This is a genomic window from Mesorhizobium sp. 131-2-1 (genome assembly GCF_016756535.1).
Lineage (GTDB): Bacteria > Pseudomonadota > Alphaproteobacteria > Rhizobiales > Rhizobiaceae > Mesorhizobium.
Map to the genome: position 1 here is coordinate 5,186,071 of NZ_AP023247.1, position 17,913 is coordinate 5,203,983.

At 64.2% G+C, this 17,913-nt stretch carries 19 protein-coding genes; 5 read left to right on the forward strand and 14 right to left on the reverse strand.

What is annotated here, in order from left to right; all coding sequences use genetic code 11:
- Positions 1-15 precede the first annotated feature (15 nt).
- Complete coding sequence (locus JG743_RS25260) at positions 16-624, reverse strand: YqgE/AlgH family protein (protein ID WP_202293626.1); 609 nt, start codon at positions 622-624, stop codon at positions 16-18.
- Between the two features lie 181 nt (positions 625-805).
- On the opposite strand from JG743_RS25260, the gene JG743_RS25265 reads away from it, so the two are divergent.
- The 3 genes from JG743_RS25265 (at position 806) to JG743_RS25275 (ending at position 2,785) form a co-directional block, all read left to right on the forward strand.
- On the forward strand, positions 806-1,612 hold the full coding sequence (locus tag JG743_RS25265) for a protein-disulfide reductase DsbD domain-containing protein (RefSeq protein ID WP_202293628.1): 807 nt from the start codon (positions 806-808) through the stop codon (positions 1,610-1,612).
- A gap of 130 nt (positions 1,613-1,742) precedes the next feature.
- Positions 1,743-2,222: a peroxiredoxin gene (locus JG743_RS25270; protein ID WP_202293630.1), complete on the forward strand. Its 480-nt coding sequence runs from the start codon at positions 1,743-1,745 to the stop codon at positions 2,220-2,222.
- An 86-nt stretch (positions 2,223-2,308) separates the two neighbouring features.
- A complete protein-coding gene (locus tag JG743_RS25275) occupies positions 2,309-2,785 on the forward strand; it encodes a DUF2938 domain-containing protein (protein ID WP_202293632.1) in 477 nt (158 codons plus the stop codon).
- Between the two features lie 13 nt (positions 2,786-2,798).
- On the opposite strand, the gene JG743_RS25280 is transcribed toward JG743_RS25275, so the two are convergent.
- The 12 genes from JG743_RS25280 to coxB all read right to left on the reverse strand — a co-directional run bounded on the left by JG743_RS25280 (position 2,799) and on the right by coxB (position 12,628).
- The gene (locus JG743_RS25280) at positions 2,799-3,461 is read right to left on the reverse strand and encodes a hypothetical protein (RefSeq protein WP_202293634.1); all 663 of its coding nucleotides are present in this window, start codon (positions 3,459-3,461) and stop codon (positions 2,799-2,801) included.
- Positions 3,462-3,558: 97 nt separating this feature from the next.
- Positions 3,559-4,089, reverse strand: a complete 531-nt coding sequence (gene rnhA / locus JG743_RS25285; RefSeq protein WP_202293636.1) for a ribonuclease HI — start codon at positions 4,087-4,089, stop codon at positions 3,559-3,561.
- Positions 4,086-5,048, reverse strand: coding sequence for a homoserine kinase (locus JG743_RS25290; protein WP_202293638.1), 963 nt, complete (start codon positions 5,046-5,048; stop codon positions 4,086-4,088). Before JG743_RS25290 ends, rnhA begins: the two co-directional genes overlap by 4 nt.
- A 7-nt stretch (positions 5,049-5,055) precedes the next feature.
- Positions 5,056-6,060 carry a 4-hydroxy-3-methylbut-2-enyl diphosphate reductase gene (gene ispH / locus JG743_RS25295; RefSeq protein WP_202293640.1) on the reverse strand — a complete coding sequence of 335 codons (1,005 nt, stop codon included), beginning with the start codon at positions 6,058-6,060 and terminating at the stop codon, positions 5,056-5,058.
- 85 nt (positions 6,061-6,145) lie between these two features.
- Positions 6,146-6,901: an SURF1 family protein gene (locus tag JG743_RS25300; protein ID WP_202293642.1), complete on the reverse strand. Its 756-nt coding sequence runs from the start codon at positions 6,899-6,901 to the stop codon at positions 6,146-6,148.
- A complete protein-coding gene (locus JG743_RS25305) occupies positions 6,898-7,284 on the reverse strand; it encodes a DUF983 domain-containing protein (protein WP_202293644.1) in 387 nt (128 codons plus the stop codon). Before JG743_RS25305 ends, JG743_RS25300 begins: the two co-directional genes overlap by 4 nt.
- A gap of 84 nt (positions 7,285-7,368) precedes the next feature.
- Positions 7,369-8,250: a cytochrome c oxidase subunit 3 gene (locus JG743_RS25310; protein WP_202293646.1), complete on the reverse strand. Its 882-nt coding sequence runs from the start codon at positions 8,248-8,250 to the stop codon at positions 7,369-7,371.
- Between the two features lies 1 nt (position 8,251).
- Positions 8,252-8,881: a cytochrome c oxidase assembly protein gene (locus JG743_RS25315; protein WP_202293648.1), complete on the reverse strand. Its 630-nt coding sequence runs from the start codon at positions 8,879-8,881 to the stop codon at positions 8,252-8,254.
- A gap of 2 nt (positions 8,882-8,883) precedes the next feature.
- Positions 8,884-9,045: a hypothetical protein gene (locus tag JG743_RS25320; RefSeq protein ID WP_202303176.1), complete on the reverse strand. Its 162-nt coding sequence runs from the start codon at positions 9,043-9,045 to the stop codon at positions 8,884-8,886.
- Between the two features lie 2 nt (positions 9,046-9,047).
- A complete protein-coding gene (locus JG743_RS25325) occupies positions 9,048-9,992 on the reverse strand; it encodes a heme o synthase (protein ID WP_202293650.1) in 945 nt (314 codons plus the stop codon).
- A gap of 79 nt (positions 9,993-10,071) precedes the next feature.
- Positions 10,072-11,724: a cytochrome c oxidase subunit I gene (gene ctaD / locus JG743_RS25330; protein WP_202293652.1), complete on the reverse strand. Its 1,653-nt coding sequence runs from the start codon at positions 11,722-11,724 to the stop codon at positions 10,072-10,074.
- A gap of 37 nt (positions 11,725-11,761) precedes the next feature.
- Positions 11,762-12,628 (reverse strand): cytochrome c oxidase subunit II, encoded by an 867-nt coding sequence (gene coxB / locus JG743_RS25335; protein WP_202293654.1) that lies wholly within the window; start codon positions 12,626-12,628, stop codon positions 11,762-11,764.
- A gap of 378 nt (positions 12,629-13,006) precedes the next feature.
- Between coxB and JG743_RS25340 the strand changes: the two genes are divergently transcribed.
- Both JG743_RS25340 and tldD read left to right on the forward strand, forming a co-directional pair.
- On the forward strand, positions 13,007-13,555 hold the full coding sequence (locus JG743_RS25340) for an invasion associated locus B family protein (RefSeq protein ID WP_202293656.1): 549 nt from the start codon (positions 13,007-13,009) through the stop codon (positions 13,553-13,555).
- A 125-nt stretch (positions 13,556-13,680) separates the two neighbouring features.
- The gene (gene tldD, locus JG743_RS25345) at positions 13,681-15,093 is read left to right on the forward strand and encodes a metalloprotease TldD (protein ID WP_202293658.1); all 1,413 of its coding nucleotides are present in this window, start codon (positions 13,681-13,683) and stop codon (positions 15,091-15,093) included.
- A gap of 33 nt (positions 15,094-15,126) precedes the next feature.
- Here the strand turns inward: tldD and JG743_RS25350 are convergent, their stop codons facing one another.
- Positions 15,127-17,763, reverse strand: a complete 2,637-nt coding sequence (locus JG743_RS25350; RefSeq protein ID WP_202293660.1) for a caspase family protein — start codon at positions 17,761-17,763, stop codon at positions 15,127-15,129.
- Positions 17,764-17,913: the final 150 nt, after the last annotated feature.

Consider the following 17,913-nt stretch of genomic DNA (forward strand, 5'->3'; position numbering starts at 1 on the left):
AGCTTGCCAGATAACTCAGGCGTGGCCGGCCGCCAGGCTGAGATGCGCCAGATCGATGCCGATCGAAGCGAGGATGCGGTCGTATTTGCGCTCGATGTCGGCGTCGAACAAGAGCTCCGGCGTCGCCGGGCAGGTCAGCCAGCCATTCTCGGCGATCTCGGTTTCCAATTGCCCGGCGCCCCAGCCGGAATAGCCGAGCGCCATCAGCGCGTGCCGCGGCCCGCGGCCGGACGAGATAGCGCGCAAAATATCGACGGTGGCGGTCAGGCAGATGTCGTCGGAGACGTTGAGCGAGGATTCCACCCGGTAGTCACCGGAGTGCAGGACGAAGCCGCGGCTGCGGTCGACCGGCCCGCCATTGCGCACGACGAAATCGCGCGCATGCGCCGGCAAGCGGATCGCCTCCTGCTCGTTCATGATGCCGAGCTGCACCAGAAGGTCCGGAAACAGCATCTGCTGGGTCTGGTTGATGATCAGGCCCATCGCGCCTTCGTCGCTGTGGGCGCAAATGTAGATGACCGAGCGCGTGAAGCGATCGTCCTTCATGCCGGGCATGGCAATCAGGAACTGATCGTCGAGAAAACCGCGTCCGGCGGTCGTCTTCTTGTGGCGCAACAAGTCCATGGAAGGAAGGGTAACGCGTTTCCCGGGCGTCGGAAAGATGCACAGCACGCGATTTGAGGCCTGGCGCCGCCGTCGAATTCGCCGCTCACTTGCCGGCGGCATGCACGATCTCACGCAAATATGATACCGAAAGGCTCATGAAATCATTGCGAAGCCACGAACTGACGATCAAATCACCGCCATGCGAAGCCTGAAGATCCTGCTGATCTGCTCCGCCGTTGGACTGGGACTGAGCGTTCCGGCGTCGGCCTCCTCCTCGATCTGGTACAACAGCGAAGGCGGCAAGGTGCGGCTCGTCACCAGCGGCAAGCCCGACAAGGCCGGGCGCATCCAGGGCGTGCTCGAAATCGCACTGAAGCCAGGCTGGAAGACCTATTGGCGCGATCCGGGCGACGCCGGCGTGCCGCCGCAGATCGACATCTCACCCAGCACCAACATAGCGAGCGCCGCATTCTCGTTTCCGCCGCCGCAACGCCACGACGACGGCTACGGCAAATGGGCCGGCTACGATCATCCGGTTTCATTGCCGGTGACCTTCACGTTGTCGGCGGCCGAACAGCCGGCCGTCATTGTGGCCGATGTCTTCCTCGGCATCTGCGAGACGATCTGCATTCCCGTGCAGACGCGGCTGAGCCTCGACCCGGCTTCCGATGCGGACAATGTCGAGGACGCGGCGCAGGTGCAAGGGGCATTCGCGGCGCTGCCGGCGCCGCCAAGACCCGACTTCGGCGTGAACGTGCTGCCGGGCGACCACGAGACACTGGTCGTCGAGGCGAGCTTTCCGGGCGACCCGGAAGCGGCCGACTTCTTCGTCGCCGGCGAGCGGGACTATATGTTCGGCGCCCCGATGCGCAGCGAGAAGGCCGGCAAACTGGTGTTCACGGTGCCGATCCTAGACCGGCCATCGACGACGCCGACCGACGGCGGGCTTCATTACACGCTGACAAGCGCCGAGGGCGCGGTCGAGGGTCTGCTGCCGTTTCCGTAATGCTCCAATTGGGGCGCAGTTCGGAACATCCTTTGCTCCAGGCGCGCCAGCGGTTGCGGGCGGCATCCGAGTTCGATATCGCAAGGATACATCCTGCCATCCACCACCCCATCATCGAACGAGGTATTCCATGATCTCCGTTGGCGACAGACTGCCCGATGCGACTTTCAAGACGATGACCGCCGACGGCGCCAAGCCGATCACGACGGCCGAAATCTTCGCGGGCAAGAAGGTCGTGCTGTTCGGCGTTCCCGGCGCCTTCACACCGACCTGCAGCAACAACCACCTGCCCGGCTATCTGGAAAACCATGACGCCATCCTGGCGCGTGGCGTCGATACCATCGCCGTCGTCTCCGTCAACGACGTGCATGTCATGGGTGCCTGGGCGCGCTTCAGTGGCGGCGAGGACAAGATCCTCTATCTGGCCGACGGCAGTGGCGATTTCGCCAAGTCGGTCGGCCTCGACAACGACCTTTCCGCAAGCGGCATGGGGCTGCGTTCGAAGCGTTTTTCGATGATCGTCGAGGACGGCAAGGTGACCGCACTCAACGTCGAGACCAAGCCCGGCGTCGACACGTCGGGTGCCGCGCACATCCTGCAACAGCTCTAACGCTCAGCCAGGCGCGGCCGGACTGGACATCGCCAAGGATCGCGCCCGGCGGTGCTTGATGTTTCTTGCCTTTGGGGACCTGACCGATGTTCGACGCAATCTGGCGCAGCGTGGCGATCGGCATCGGCGCGACGCTGCTGATGGATATCTGGGCCATCCTCCTCAACAAGGCCTTTGCCCAGCCGCGGCCGAACTGGGGACCGGTCGGCCGCTGGGTCTGGCACCTCAGGAGCAAGGTCTTCCACGACGATATCGGCCAGGCCGCGCCTTACGCGCATGAAGTGGCGCTGGGCTGGGCCTTCCACTATTTCGTCGGCATCGTCTACGGCATCATCCTGGTCGTGCTCGCCGGAACGGCGTGGCTCGCCCAGCCGACCTTCCTGCCGGCCTTCATCCTCGGCATCGTCACCGTCGGCGCCGGCTGGTTCCTGCTCGCGCCGGGCATGGGCGCCGGCTGGGCCGCCTCGAAGCGGCCCAATCCGAGGCAGATCCGCGCCCTCAACCTCGTCTCGCACACGGTGTTCGCGCTGGGCCTCTACGGCACCGCCCTCATGATCCGCTGAGGGCGGAGGACCGTCACCATTCGCCGACGGTGCCAGGCTTCGTCGAGGCAACGGTGTCGATGATTTCCTGGCGCAGCGCGCTCTTCTGCGCCTCGAATTGCTCTCGCGTGATGCCCTGGCCGCCGGTGGCGGTAACGCCGAATTCCTCGAGCGCGAATTCGTAGCGCGCCTTCCATCTGATCACGTGCTCCGTCATGACCTGCGTAAGCGCCGGCACCGAGCCCGGATGCGCCGGCAGGCCACACAATTGCGAGGTCCGCGCATCTGCCGCCAGCATGACGACATTCCAATCGTCGAAGCCGACGAGATCCATCTGGGCATAGAGGAACGCGCCATGCTCGCCGTCCCAGATCGATTGGTCGATGACCAGGAAGGGGACGGCACGGCAATAGCCGTGGCGAGCCGTCATGTCGCGGTTGAAGGCCTCGGTGCGCTGCTGAAGACGGTATTTGGCCGTGGCGAAGAGGGCGATGTAGTCGTCGGCCATGCGCATGATGTTGCGCTGATCGTCCGGCGCGAAGCCGAGTTCTCTCAGCAAGGAGCCGATCTTCGGATCGTCCCAAAGCTCCTTGGCGAAGACGCGCGTCACGCCGTCGGAATCCGGCGTCGGACGCATCATCTTCTTGAGCTCGGCAAAGCTGTGCTGCTGTTTCCCGAAAGTCCTGCGCCCCTTCATGACCGCGATCTTTCATGCGAGGTCGATGGCGGCAGTCTATGTTTCGGAGGTGAAATCGCCTTTAATCCAAAGCCTACAATTGCCGGCTTTGGACGCGTCAGTAGCTCTGCGTCGAGCGCCGCGGCTTTGCGACCGTCGACCGCCTTGCCTGCGCTGCTGGCTGCGGCGCCGCGGCAGGCTTGACCGGCCCCTTCTTGAATGGCGCCATGCCTTCGCGGGCGAGCTCGTCGGCACGCTCGTTCTCGGCATGGCCGGCATGGCCCTTGACCCAGTTCCAGGTGACCTGATGGCGCCGGTTGGCCTCGTCCAGCGCCTGCCAGAGCTCGCCGTTCTTGACCGGCTTCTTGTCGGCGGTCTTCCAGCCGTTCTTCTTCCAGCCATGGATCCACTTGGAAATGCCATCCATGACGTATTTGCTGTCGGTGTGAAGCTCGACCGCGCAAGGCTCCTTCAGCGCGTTCAGCGCCGAGATGGCGGCGAGTAGTTCCATGCGGTTGTTGGTGGTCTCGGCCTCGCCGCCGGACAGTTCCTTGGTCTTGCCGTTGAAGCGCAGGATGGCGCCCCAGCCGCCGGGGCCTGGATTGCCCGAGCAGGCGCCATCGGTGAAGATTTCAACATGCTTGGTCATAGCAATCCGTATTCCGAGGGAGATCCGATCGCCCGATGGAACCGCATCCGGCGGATATATTCGGTCGGGTCGCGCTTCATCACCAGCCCGCCATTGGGAATGGTCAGCCAGTCATAAAGCCGGGTCAGCATGAAGCGCAACGCCGAGCCGCGCGCCAGCATCGGCAGCGCCGCCTTCTCGTCGGCACCAAGCGGCCGCACGCTCTGGTAGCCGGCAAGCAGCGCCGTGCCCTTGGTCAGATTGAAGGAAAAGTCCTTCTCGAAGCACCAGGCGTTGAGGCAGGTGGCGACATCATAGGCGTAGAGATCGTCGCAGGCGAAGTAGAAGTCGATCAGCCCCGACAGTTTCTCGCCGAGGAAGAAGACATTGTCGGGGAAAAGATCGGCATGGATGATGCCTTCCGGCAGTTGCTTCGGCCAGTTGCGCTCGAAATCGGCGAAATCGGCGTCGACCTCGGCCGCGAGCCCGGGCTCGACCTCGTCGGCGCGGTCGCGGGAGGCGTCCCACAATTTGCGCCAGCCGTCGATGGCCAGCGCATTCGGCCGCCGCATGGCGAAATCCTGGCCGGCGAGGTGCAGTTCCGCCAGTGCCTTGCCGACCTCGCCGCAATGTGCCGCCGTCGGCCGCCGCAGCGACAGGCCTTCGAGGAAGGTGATGATGACGGCCGGCCGGCCGGCGAGCTGGCCGATGACGGTGCCGTCATGCGCGGTGACCGGCAGCGGGCAGGAAATGCCCTTTCGCGCGAGATGGCCCATCAGGCCGAGGAAGAACGGCAGGTCGGCCTTGTCGACGCGCTTCTCGTAGAGCGTGAGGATGTAGGAGCCGCTGGTGGTGTGGAGCAGGAAGTTGGAATTCTCGGTGCCTTCGGCGATGCCCTTGTAGGACAGCAATTCGCCGGCCGGGTAGGCCTTCAGGAACGCGCCAAGCTCGCCCTCGCTGACATCTGTATAGACGGCCATGGGTGCTTCACGCGGCTCCGTTGACGAAGGCCATGTCGGCCGCCGTCAGTTCCACATCGCGCAAAACCCGCATCACCGGAAAGTCCTCCGTTTCGGTCGCCGTCACCGCCAGCTCGATCGTCACGTCGAAGCGCTGCCGGAAGGCATCGATGATCTCGTCGACAATGATCTCCGGCGCCGAGGCGCCCGCCGACAGGCCAAGCGTCGAGATGTTGGCGATGTCATTCCACGGAATCTCGGCGGCGCGCTGCACGAGAAGCGACATCTTTGCGCCGGCGCGCTCGGCGACTTCGACGAGACGCCGAGAGTTGGAGGAGTTGGGCGCGCCGACGATCAGATAGAGATCGGCGCCGGCGGCGGTCTCCTTCACCGCTTCCTGGCGGTTGGTGGTGGCATAGCAGATCGATTCGGCAGCCGGCGCATGCAACTCGGGAAAGCGTTCCGTGAGCGCGCGGATGATGCCGGCGGTGTCCTCGACCGACAGCGTGGTCTGGGTGACGAAGCCGAGCGCCGCCGGGTCGGCGGGCTCGAAAACGGCGGCGTCGGCCTCGGTCTCGATCAGCGTGACGGCGCCGTCCGGTAGCTGGCCCATGGTGCCGATCACCTCGGGGTGGCCGGCATGGCCGATCAGCAGCACGTGGCGGCCGAGGCGCTGGTGGCGCATCGCCTGCTTGTGCACCTTGGATACCAGCGGACAGGTGGCGTCGAGGTAGAACAGGCTGCGCGCCTGGGCATCCGCCGGCACCGATTTCGGCACGCCATGCGCGGAAAAGACGACCGGCGACTTCCGATGCTCGGGAGGGATCTCGGACAATTCCTCGATGAACACCGCGCCCAGGCTCTGCAGTCCCTCGACGACATAGCGGTTGTGCACGATCTCGTGGCGGACATAGACCGGCGCGCCGTATTTCTTCAGCGCCAGCACGACGATCTGGATGGCGCGGTCGACGCCGGCGCAGAAGCCGCGCGGCTGGCAGAGCCTGATCGTCAGCGGTGGCTTTGTCTGAAGCATGATTGCGGACCGGTTGATCGGAACTCGGAACTCAAGGCGCGAAATGAGGTGCGCACCCCTGCCCTGTCAAGGGCGGCGACGGCAATCACCCCGCTTTCGCCGGACGGCGGAGCCTGAACAGCAGGACGCCGGCAAGGGCGGCGGCGAGGCCGTACCAGGTGACGGCATATTGCAGATGGCTGTTCGGCAGATCGACGACGGTGACGCCGCCGACCGGCAGGCCGCCGGGGTTCGGCGTCTTGTCGGCGTCGATGAAGAACGGCAAAAGGCCGGCGCCAGCAGGCAGGCCGGCGCTCGACGCCATGGCGTCGCGGTCCTTCCAGTAGAAGATGTTCTTGGCGATATCATTGTCGGGCAGCATCATCGAGGGCTTGGCCGCCAGCGGATTGCGGGCGAGCCCGGTGACAGTCACCTTGCCGGCGACCTCGCCTTGCGGCCGCTTGGCCGCATCCTTCAGGTCGTAAGGAACGAAGCCGCGATTGACCAGCACGATGCGGCCGTCCTCCAGTTCGAGCGGCGTGAAGACGTCGAAGCCGGAGGCGCCCTCCCACGTGGCGAAGAAATGCCGCTCGCCCTGGTGCAGGAAGGTGCCGGTGACCGTCACCGGCGTGTAGTCGACGTCAGCCGTGGCGGCGAACTGCTTTTCGAGCTCGGCCAGCGGACGCGGCGCCGAATGCGTGCGCTGGTCGATGGTCTGAAGCAGGCCCTCCTTCCAGTGCAGGCGCTGGACCTGCCACGTGCCAAGGCCGATCAGGACGGCGAACAGCACCAGCCCAAGGATGAGCAGCAATGCCCGCCTGGGCCGCGACCTGCCTGCCGTCAGAGCGGATGCCTCGGTCATTCGCCGTGGTCCAGCCTGCCTTCGGCGGCCTTGTTGCGGTATTGCAGCGTCAGGAGCACGCCCTTGATCAGCCTGAGCGCCGTCAGGCACAGAACCAGCGTCAGCGGTATCCACAGCAGCAGGTGGACCCAGAGCGGCGGCCCGAGCGTCACCTCCATCCACAGCGCCAGGCCGACGACGATGAAGCCGATGATCAGGATGACGAACACCGCGGGTCCGTCGCCGGCATCGGCGAAGGAGTAGTCGAGGCCGCAATTGACGCAGCGCTTGCCGACGCTGAGGAAGCCGGAAAACAGCTTGCCCTCGCCGCAGCGTGGGCAGCGGCCGTGCAGGCCAGCCGAGATCGGCTCGATGGGTGGCCAGATCGCCTTGTCGTCACTCATTGCAGGCATCCTAGAGCATTGTGCGCAAAAGATAAGGCGGCCACGTCGCCGCAGCCGCCTACCAGAGTCCTCAAGCCCTTGGGCTCAGTGGGCTTCGATCATCGCGCCGTTCGAGGCCCAGACATAGACCGCGCTGAACAGGAACAGCCAGACCACGTCGACGAAGTGCCAGTACCAGGCTGCCGCCTCGAAGCCGAAATGCTGCTTCGGGGTGAAATCGCCCTTCATCGCGCGCACCAGGCAGACAGCCAAGAAGATGGTGCCGATGATGACGTGGAAGCCATGGAAGCCGGTGGCCATGAAGAAGGTGGCGCCGTAGATCGAATCCTTGAAGCCGAACGGCGCGTGCATGTACTCGTAGGCCTGCACCATGGTGAACAGCATGCCGAGGCCGACGGTCAGCACCAGGCCGTTGATCAGCCCCTTGCGGTCGCCATGGATGAGCGAATGGTGCGCCCAGGTCACCGTCGTGCCCGACAGCAGCAGGATGATGGTGTTGTAGAGCGGCAGGTGGAAGGGGTCGAGGACCTCCATGCCCTTCGGCGGCCACACGCCACCGGTGAAGGCGGTGCGGGCATATTGCTGCGTCTCGCCCGGAAACAGGCTGGCGTCGAAGAAGGCCCAGAACCAGGCGACGAAGAACATCACTTCGGAAGCGATGAACATGATCATGCCGTAGCGCAGATGCAGCGACACCACGCGGGTGTGATGGCCCTCATGCGCTTCCTTGATGGTGTCCGACCACCAGGCGAACATGGTGTAGATCACGATCAGGAGGCCGATGAAGAACAGCCACGGATTGGCGATGTTGTGGCCGAAGATCGGGAAGTTGCCGGCCTTCAGATACTGCATCAGGCAGACGCCGCCGATGGCGGTCACCAGCGCGCCGACGGAGCCAAGGAACGGCCACGGGCTGGGGTCGACGAGATGGTAGTCGTGTTGTGGTTTTGCGTGCGCGTCTGCCATATCAACCCCCGAGGCTTGCTTCGGTATTCGGAACTTTGTTGGTGGTTTGCGCCGGTGCCGACGATGCGACCGGCTTGTTCTTGTCGACCGGGAACATGGTGTAGGACAGGGTGATGGTCTGCAAGTCCTTCAGTTCCGGCACGTTGACGATGTCGGGATCTACATAGAACACGACCGGCATGTCCAGCGTCTCACCGGGCTTCAGTGTCGTGTCGGTGAAGCAGAAGCACTCCACCTTGTTGAAGTAGGGACCGGCCAGTTCCGGCTGCACGTTGAAAGTGGCGCGGCCGGTGAAGGGGCGGTCGAACTTGTTGGTGGCGCTGTAATGCGCCTGCACCGTCTCGCCGATCTTGATGGTGACCGAACGGGCGACCGGCTGGAAGTCCCACGGAACACCGGCGGTGTTGGCGTCGAAGCGGATGGTGATGTCGCGGTCCAGCACGCGGTCGGCATATTGCTGGGTGGCGCGCTTGACCGTGCCGCCATAGCCGGTGGCCTGGCAGAACATGGTGTAGAGCGGCACCGCGGCATAGGCCATACCGATCATGCCGGCAAAGAAGGCGATGCAGACGCCGGCGACGACGCGGTTGGTGTTCTTCTTGGTGGGATCGGTGACCGTTTCGCGCGCCATATTCACATCGTCCCGGAAAGGTTGTGGCCGAACTTAACGATGGTGGCGATGTAGAAGATGACGACGAGCAGCGCCAGCGCCACGCCGATGGCGACGGAGCGGCTGCGCCGCGCCTTCTGCTGGCGTTCCGTCAGCGTGACCAGTTCGAGGTTCTTGTCGGCCACGATCATATCCCTCCGATGGCGAGCGCGCGCCCGACCACGCAGTCGGCGAGGTAGACGGCGAAGATGGCGAAGAGATAGAGCAGCGAGTAGCCGAACAGCGCCTTGGCCGGCTTCATGGCGCGGTCGTCGTCGGCCATGCCGAGCACTTTCCAGGCATACCAGACGAAGCCGGCGCCAAGCACGGCGGCAACGGCGCCATAGGCGGCCGTGGTGAAACCGAGCGCCCAGGGCAGCACGCCGACCGGTGCCAGGATGAGCGAATAGGCGAAGATCTGGCGCCTGGTAGACGCGTGTCCGGCGACATTCGGCATCATCGGGATGCCGGCACGCTGGTAGTCCTCGGACTTGAACAGCGCGAGCGCCCAGAAATGCGGCGGCGTCCACAGGAAGATGATCAGGAACAGGATCAGGCTTTCCAGGCTGACATTGCCGGTCACCGCCGCCCAGCCGATGACGGGCGGGATGGCGCCGGCGGCGCCGCCGATGACGATGTTCTGCGGCGTCCAGCGCTTCAGCCACATGGTGTAGATGACGGCGTAGAAGACGATGGTGAAGGCCAGCAGCGCGGCCGACAGCCAGTTGACCAGCACGCCCAGCGTCATCACCGACAGCGCCGAGAGCACCAGGCCGAAGCTCAGCGCCTCGCCGGGCGTGACGCGGCCGGCCGGAACCGGACGGCCCTTGGTCCGGGTCATCACGGCGTCGATGTCGGCGTCGTACCACATGTTGAGCGCGCCGGAGGCGCCGGCGCCGATGGAGATCGACAGGATGGCGATGACTGCCAGCAGCGGATTGATGGTGACGGGCGCCGCGACCAGGCCGACAAAGGCGGTGAACACCACCAGCGACATGACGCGCGGCTTCAGCAGGGCGAAGAAATCGCCCGCCGTCGCTTCCGACATGCGAAAGCCCGGTTCGTCAATCAATCTTTCGTCGACAAGGGCCATGCGTACTTAAAAGTCCATCATTCCGTTGGCCAAAACCGCCGGACGAGCCGGCGGTCTCGTATTCGCGCGGAACTGCCGCCTACTTGATCTTCGGCAGCTTTTCCCACTGGTGGAACGGCGGCGGCGACGGCAGCTGCCATTCGAGCGTGGTCGCACCCTCGCCCCACGGATTGGCGCCGGCCACCCGCTTCTTCTGGAACGCCTCGAACACACCATAGAGGAAGATCACGACGCCGACGGCCGAGATGTAGGAACCGTAGGACGACACCATGTTCCAGCCGGCGAAGGCATCCGGATAGTCAATGTAGCGGCGCGGCATGCCCGACAGGCCGAGGAAGTGCTGCGGGAAGAAGATCAGGTTGACGCCGACGAAGGTGACCCAGAAGTGAGTGTTGGCGATGACGGGCGAGTACATGTAACCGGTCATCTTCGGGAACCAGTAGTACCAGCCGGCGAAGATGGCGAAGACGGCGCCGAGCGACAGCACGTAGTGGAAGTGCGCCACGACATAGTAGGTGTCGTGCAGCGGGCGGTCGAGGCCGGCATTGGCGAGCTGGACGCCGGTGACGCCGCCCAGCGTGAACAGGAAGATGAAGCCGATCGCCCACAGCATCGGGGTCTTCAGCGAGATCGACCCACCCCACATGGTGGCGACCCAGGAGAAGATCTTCACGCCCGTCGGCACCGCGATGACCATGGTGGCGAAGACGAAGTAGCGCTGCGTGTCGAGCGACAGGCCGGTCGTGTACATGTGGTGCGCCCACACGATGAAGCCGACGGCGCCGATCGCGACCATGGCGTAGGCCATGCCGAGGTAGCCGAACACCGGCTTCTTCGAGAAGGTCGACACGATGTGGCTGACGATGCCGAAGCCCGGCAGGATCAGGATGTAGACTTCCGGGTGACCGAAGAACCAGAACAGGTGCTGGAACAGGATCGGGTCACCGCCGCCATCCGGCGTAAAGAAGGTCGTGCCGAAATTGCGGTCGGTGAGCAGCATGGTGATGCCGCCGGCAAGGACCGGCAGCGACAGAAGCAGCAGGAAGGCGGTGATCAGCACCGACCAGGCAAACAGCGGCATCTTGTGCAGGGTCATGCCCGGCGCGCGCATGTTGAAGATGGTGGTGATGAAGTTGATGGCGCCGAGGATCGAGGAAGCGCCGGCGATGTGCAGCGACAGGATCGCCAGATCCATGGCGGGTCCCGGCTGACCGGATGTCGACAGAGGCGGATAGATCGTCCAGCCGCCACCAACGCCGTAAGCGCCAGGCGCGCTCGGCACGAACATCGAGGTGAGCAGCAGGATCAGGGCCGGCGGTAGCAGCCAGAAGGAGATGTTGTTCATGCGCGGGAAGGCCATGTCCGGCGCGCCGATCATGATCGGCACCATCCAGTTGGCGAAGCCGCCGATCAGGGCCGGCATGACCATGAAGAAGATCATGATCAGCGCGTGCGCGGTGGTGAAGGCATTGTACATGCTCTTGCCGCCGTCGATGGCGGCGTCACCGCTCATGCCGTAGACCATCTGCGCCAGACCGGTGAAGATCTGGATGCCCGGCTCCTGCAGCTCCATGCGCATGACGACCGAGAGCGCGCCGCCGATGATGCCCGCGCAGATCGCGAAGATCAGATAGAGCGTGCCGATGTCCTTGTGGTTGGTCGAATAGACCCAGCGGACCCAGCCATGATAGGGCTTGTGGTCGTGATCGTCGTGAGCTGCAGCCTCTGCCATGTTCCGCTCCGTTCCCTGATCTTTCCTGGCCGCGGCATCAGTTGCCGGCGGCCGCTACCTTGTCTTGAGCATCGACCTCGGCCATCAGCGCCTTGTTGGCGCCGGGCAGGTCGGTCCTGGCTGCGGCCAGCCAGGTGTTGTACTGCGCGTCGGAAACGACGCGGATGGCGATCGGCATGAAGGCGTGGTCCTTGCCGCACAGCTCCGAGCACTGGCCGTAGTAGAGGCCTTCCTTCTCGGCCTTGAACCAGATCTCGTTGATGCGGCCGGGCACGGCGTCGGTCTTGACGCCGAAGGACGGCATGGCGAAGGCGTGGATGACGTCGGTCGCCGTCACCAGGACGCGGGTCATGGTGTTGACCGGCACGACCATTTCATTGTCGACGGCGAGCAGGCGCGGATAGAGCTTGCGATCTTCCTTGCCGGCGGCGGCGCGGTCAGCGTCCTGGAGAATCGCGGAGTTGAAGGAGAGCGTCTTGTCGAGCTGGTATTCGTAGTCCCAGTTCCACTGGTTGGCGGTCGCCTTCAGCGTCAGCTTGGCTTCTTCCGGCGGCGTGTATTGCGCGGTCAGCAGCTGAAAGGAGGGAATGGCCAGGCAGAGCAGGATGACAACCGGCCCGACCGTCCAGATCACTTCGATCAGCGTGTTGTGGCTGGTGCGCGAGGGCACCGGATTGACGCTGGCACGGAACTTGAAGATGCAATAGGCGAGCAAAAACAGCACGAACAGCGTGATCGGCACGATGAACCAGAGCGTGTAGTGCTCGAACCAGGTGACCTGCCGCATGATGTCGGTGGCGGCGGGCTGGAAGGTCATCTCCCAGGGCTGCGGCTGGGCCGCATGGGCGGATGCGCCGGCAAAGACAGTGGCGGCAGCAGCGGCGCTTGCTAGGAATTTTCTCATCGCCCTCATCATCTCCCATTTCCTCGCGGCCGTATGCGCAGGAATATCGAATAGCGCCGGGACGGGAATCCCGGACAGTCCCAAGGCTGGTTCAAACCATACTCTAATTGCCTCCGCAAGAAAGGAGCGGAGGAAACCGTGCGGCATTTTTGCGCGCAAGTGCGGCTACGCCTTCCAGACGGCAAAGCGGCCTCTGCCGATCACCGGCGCGTGATCGGCAACGAACACTCCGGAGCCGTGCGCCGGGCGGTCGCAATTAGGGCGAATTTGGCTTGGAAAAGCGCTGAATTGCCCGTATCCGGGCGGGCTGGCGGCGGTGCCGTCCTTTACTTGGCTGTCGCGCGGCTTCAAAGTGCCGTGATTCGCAATGGAGCCGTCATGAGACCCTGGCTTTCGAGAACCTTGGCGAAGGTCATCTTTCTCGCCGCCTTGCTCGGCGCCGGCCTGTCCGGCACGGGCGCGTCGTACGCCGCCCAGGCCAATGCCGCGCAGCAGCCGAGCGGCACGGTGCGCTCGACGCATGGCGCGTGGTCGATCATCTGCGACACGCCGGCCGGCGCGACGTCGGAGCAATGCGTGATGATGCAGAACGTCGTCGCCGAGGACCGGCCCGAGATGGGGCTGTCGGTGGTCGTTTTGCGCACCGCCGACAACAAGGCCGAGATCCTGCGCGTGCTGGCGCCGCTCGGCGTTCTCCTGCCCAACGGGCTTGGCCTCAACGTCGACGGCAAGGACATCGGGCGGGCCTATTTCGTGCGCTGCTTCCAGGACGGCTGCTATGCCGAGGTGATCCTCGAAAAGCCGCTGCTCGACACGCTGAAGACCGGCACCTCGGCCACTTTCATCGTCTTCCAGACACCGGAAGAGGGCATCGGCATTCCGGTCGACCTCAAGGGCTTCGCCGACGGTTTCGCCGCGCTTCCTTGATCCGCGAGGACAAGGCCTGGACGATGGCGGTGGCCTGACGTCATTGTGAGCGGCGCTGTTGCCGATTGTCTCGGACCGCCTTCGCCCCTACATCGGGGGAAACGACTCCCGCGGACGGACCTGCCATGAACAGCCTTATCGGCCAATTCGACATTAGCGACGATCGCATCAAGAAGATCGTCGCCGAGACCATCAACGGCGCCGACGACGGCGAGCTGTTCCTCGAATACAGCGAGAGCGAGGCGCTGATGTTCGACAATGGCCGGCTGAAGACCGCCAACTTCAACACCGACCAGGGTTTTGGGTTGCGCGCGGTGGCCGGCGAGGCCAGCGGCTACGCGCATTCGAGCGACCTTTCGGAAGCCTCGCTGCTGCGCGCAGCCGACGCCGTCTCGGCGGTCAAGGGCGGCTATTCCGGCACGCTTGCCGCGGCACCCGCCCGCACCAACCGCCACCTCTACGGCGAGGAAAACCCGATCCCCTCGCCTTCCTTCGAGGCCAAGGCAAAGCTTTTGCAGGAGATCGATGCCTGGCTGCGCGCCGAGGACCCGCGCGTGCGCCAGGTGACGGCCTCGCTTGCCGCATCCTGGCAGCATGTCGAGATCGTGCGCGCAGACGGCCAGGTGGTGCGCGACATCCGGCCGCTGGTCAGGATCAACGTCTCGGTTGTGGTCGGCAGCGGCGACCGCCAGGAGAGCGGCTCCTACGGCATGGGCGGACGCAAGAGCTTTGGCGAATTCGTGGTCGAGGAGAGCTGGAAGCACGCCGCCAAAGAGGCGCTGCGCCAGGCGCTGGTCAATCTCGACGCCGTCCCGGCGCCCGCCGGCACGTTCGACATCGTGCTCTCCAGCGGCTGGCCGGGCGTCATGCTGCACGAGGCGGTCGGCCACGGGCTGGAGGGTGATTTCAACCGCAAGAAGACTTCGGCCTTCGCCGGGCTGATGGGTAGCCAGGTGGCGGCGAAGGGCGTCACCGTGGTCGATGACGGCACGCTTCCCGAACGGCGCGGCTCGCTCACCGTTGACGATGAAGGCACGCCCTCGGCGCGCAACGTGCTGATCGAGGACGGCAAGCTGGTCGGCTACATGCAGGACCGCCAGAATGCGCGGCTGATGGGCATGAAGGCGACCGGCAACGGAAGGCGCGAGGGTTACGCGCACCAGCCGATGCCGCGCATGACCAACACCTACATGACGTCGGGCGACATGCAGCCGGAAGAGATCATCGCCTCGGTCAAGAACGGTATCTATGCCGTCTCCTTCGGCGGCGGCCAGGTCGACATCACCTCCGGCAAATTCGTCTTCGGCTGCACCGAGGCCTACATGATCGAGGACGGCAAGGTGACGCAGCCGATCAAGGGCGCGATGCTGATCGGCAACGGGCCGGACGCCATGCATCGCGTGTCCATGGTCGGCAACGACATGAAGCTCGACAACGGCATCGGCATGTGCGGCAAGGCCGGACAGGGCGTGCCGGTCGGAGTCGGCCAGCCGCATCTGCGGATGAACCAGATGACGGTCGGCGGCACCAGGGTTTGATGGAAGCTGCCGCTTGAGGGATGCGCGGCAAGTCTACTGCCTACACGGGGGCTCATCCGGCTGCCCGCAAGACGGCTTCTTGCCGCCCTGCGGCTTGAAAGGCGCCTGCGGCAGGCGGCGCTCCTGCGTCTGGACTTGAGACCTTGGCTGCGCATTGAACTCTGGTTTCCGGGGCTTGGAGAACACCTGAGCATTCGGGCTTTCCGGCAGCTTGAATTGCCGCCGCGGATTTTCGCTGGGCCTGTTGACCTTGAATTTGCGCTGGATGTTGGCCTCACCGCCAGCCGATCCGCCGTCGATGGTCGGAAGCTTGCGGAACTTCTTGACCCTTTCGTTGCCTGTCGCCGAGCCCGCACCTTGCTCGTTCGGGCTCACGACAATCGGTTGGCCGGACGACAGGTCCTTGCGCCGCAGCTTCTTGGGTTGGCCATTGTTCTGGTCGGAGAACAGAGCTGGATTGTTCCTCTTGAATCTCTCATGCGCGCTCAGGCCATTCTCGACCGGGGCGCCATTGACGGTCGGAAGCTTACGGAACTTCCTGACCCTCTCGTTGCCGGTCGCCGAGCCCACGCCTTGCCCGTTCGGGCTCACGACATCCGCTTGACCGGACGACAGGTCTTTGCGCCTCAGCTTCTTGGGTTGGCCATTGTTCTGGTCGGAGAACACAGTTGGATTGTCCCTCTTGAACCTCTCCTGGACGCTGGGGCGGTTCTCGGCCGGGGCGCCATTGACGGTTGGCAGCTTACGGAACTTCTTGCCCTGTCCGTTCTGCTGGCTTGTGCCCTGCTCTCCGGTCACGGCGGCGCCGGCATTTCCGATAGCTTGCTGGTCCTTGCCTCCCATGCCTTGCTTGCGCAGAAATTTCCTGGACTTGTCGTTGGACAAGGTCTGGCTGTCGAGCAGCGGTGGCTTGCCGTTGACGAGTGGCAGGATCTTGCCGCCGGCTCCAGGCAAGGCATGCTCGGTTGAAAGCTTGGCGGCAGGCAGCGTCTTCGACGGCGGCGTCGCGCCATTCGGCTGCTGGCTTTGCGCGGCCCCCTGGCCGAGCTTCGCCGGCAGGCCGCCCTGGCTCTGTTTGGCTAGTGCCGCCCTTTTCTGCAGCAACGGTGGCAACGCGACCTTGGCCGCGAGCGCGGTCACGCCCAAGCCCGCGGCGGCACCGGTCATCTTCTGACCTGTGTTGAGACCGCCCAGCGCATTGCCACCGGCCTGTCCAGGCTGATTGATGGTCTCGTTGTTGATCACCGTGTTGTTGATGATCGTGGTGTTATGGATGTTGTTGAAGATGACGTTATCCGGCGGCCGCACGATGTTGTGTGGCGGGTTGCACCACACGGGCACCGGCACAAAGACCGGCACCGGCAGAACAAAGATATCCACTGCCGGCCGTGGCGGGGGCAACACGATGAAATCCGGCGGCGGCGGCGGCAGGAAGATCACGGCGATCAGCGGCGGCGGCTCGAAGTCGAAGTCGTCGAAAATGAGCACGAGCCGGTCGACGTAGATGATCTCTTCCGGCGGCGGCGGCGGCACGTCATAGACATAGACGGTGAAATCCTCCGGCGGGTCCAGAGCGGCATCGAAATGCTCCAGCCGGCGGCGCGCATCCCAGGCATGCGGGCCATGTGGATAAAGCTCGAGATAAGACCAGTAGGCTTCCGGAGTGTCGCGAAGCCATGTCTCGCGCCAGGTAATGGCCTCGCGTCGCGCCGCGATGATCGCGCGCACGCGCTTGGCCATCGGGTCGTGCGGATAGGCGGCGAGAAAGTCCTCATAGCCGCGCAGCGTGTCGCGGTCCAGAGCCGCCGCATAAGCGTCGCGCGCGTCGAAGTCACGGATCTCCCTCGTCCGCATGTCGCGGGTTTCGTCCTCTGAAACCCGGGGCGGGGGAGCATCCGAACCACGTTCGAAGAAGACGAAGGGCTCGGTGACTTTCGAAGCATTCCACGGCACTTCCGCGCCCTTGGTCACTTCGTTGACGCGCAGCCGCGTCTGGTCGAACACGTCATTCAATTCCAGGCCGCCTTCGCGCATCATCTCGGCCAGCGCCTGGGCATAGGCGCCGTAAGGCCCCTTGCCCTCGGGCGCAACGGTTCCCGGCGCGGCGTTGAAGGCGATGAGCATGTTCGGATCGGGATCGACCAGCACGAGACCGCCTGCGAGTGGCTGCTTCGACTGCGCGAAGGAATTTGGCCGCGCCGCATCGAGCACGATGACGTTGACCTTGGTCGGCAACGCGGCGAGCGGCTTGGTGAGATCGGAGACCCGCACCGCCGCGATCGGCACATCGGCGGCATTCGAGATCTGAGCGTCGACCGGCACGAAATAATTCTCGCCTTCGAACTGGACGCCATGTCCGGCGAGATAGACAAAGACCACCGCGTCCGGACCGGCGGCCGAGACCTTTGCGAGGAAATCACGGAATGAGCCGCGCAGCGACTCCTGGTCGACGTCGCGCGCCCCGACAACATCGAAACCAGCCGCCTGCAAGGTCTGTGCGATCAGGCCGGCATCATTGGCCGGCGTTGCAAGTTCTCCGGATTGATAGCTGGCATTGCCGATCACGAAGGCCAGACGCTTTTCGCCTTGGGCGAGAGCCCCGGTCGCGAAACAGACCGCAAGGATGGTGAGCGCGACAAGAAAGCCGAGGAATTTATGGAGCGTGCGCATTACAATCCGCCATCCGTACGAACAATAACGCTGCAGAGACGGAAATCTTCCGAAATCAGTGCGAGCAGAATCTCGCGCAGCTTTGCGGCGCAATTTCGTCCAGCGAGCAGCTTTGGGGTACTTCGCTATCTGACATTGCCAGCAGAAGCA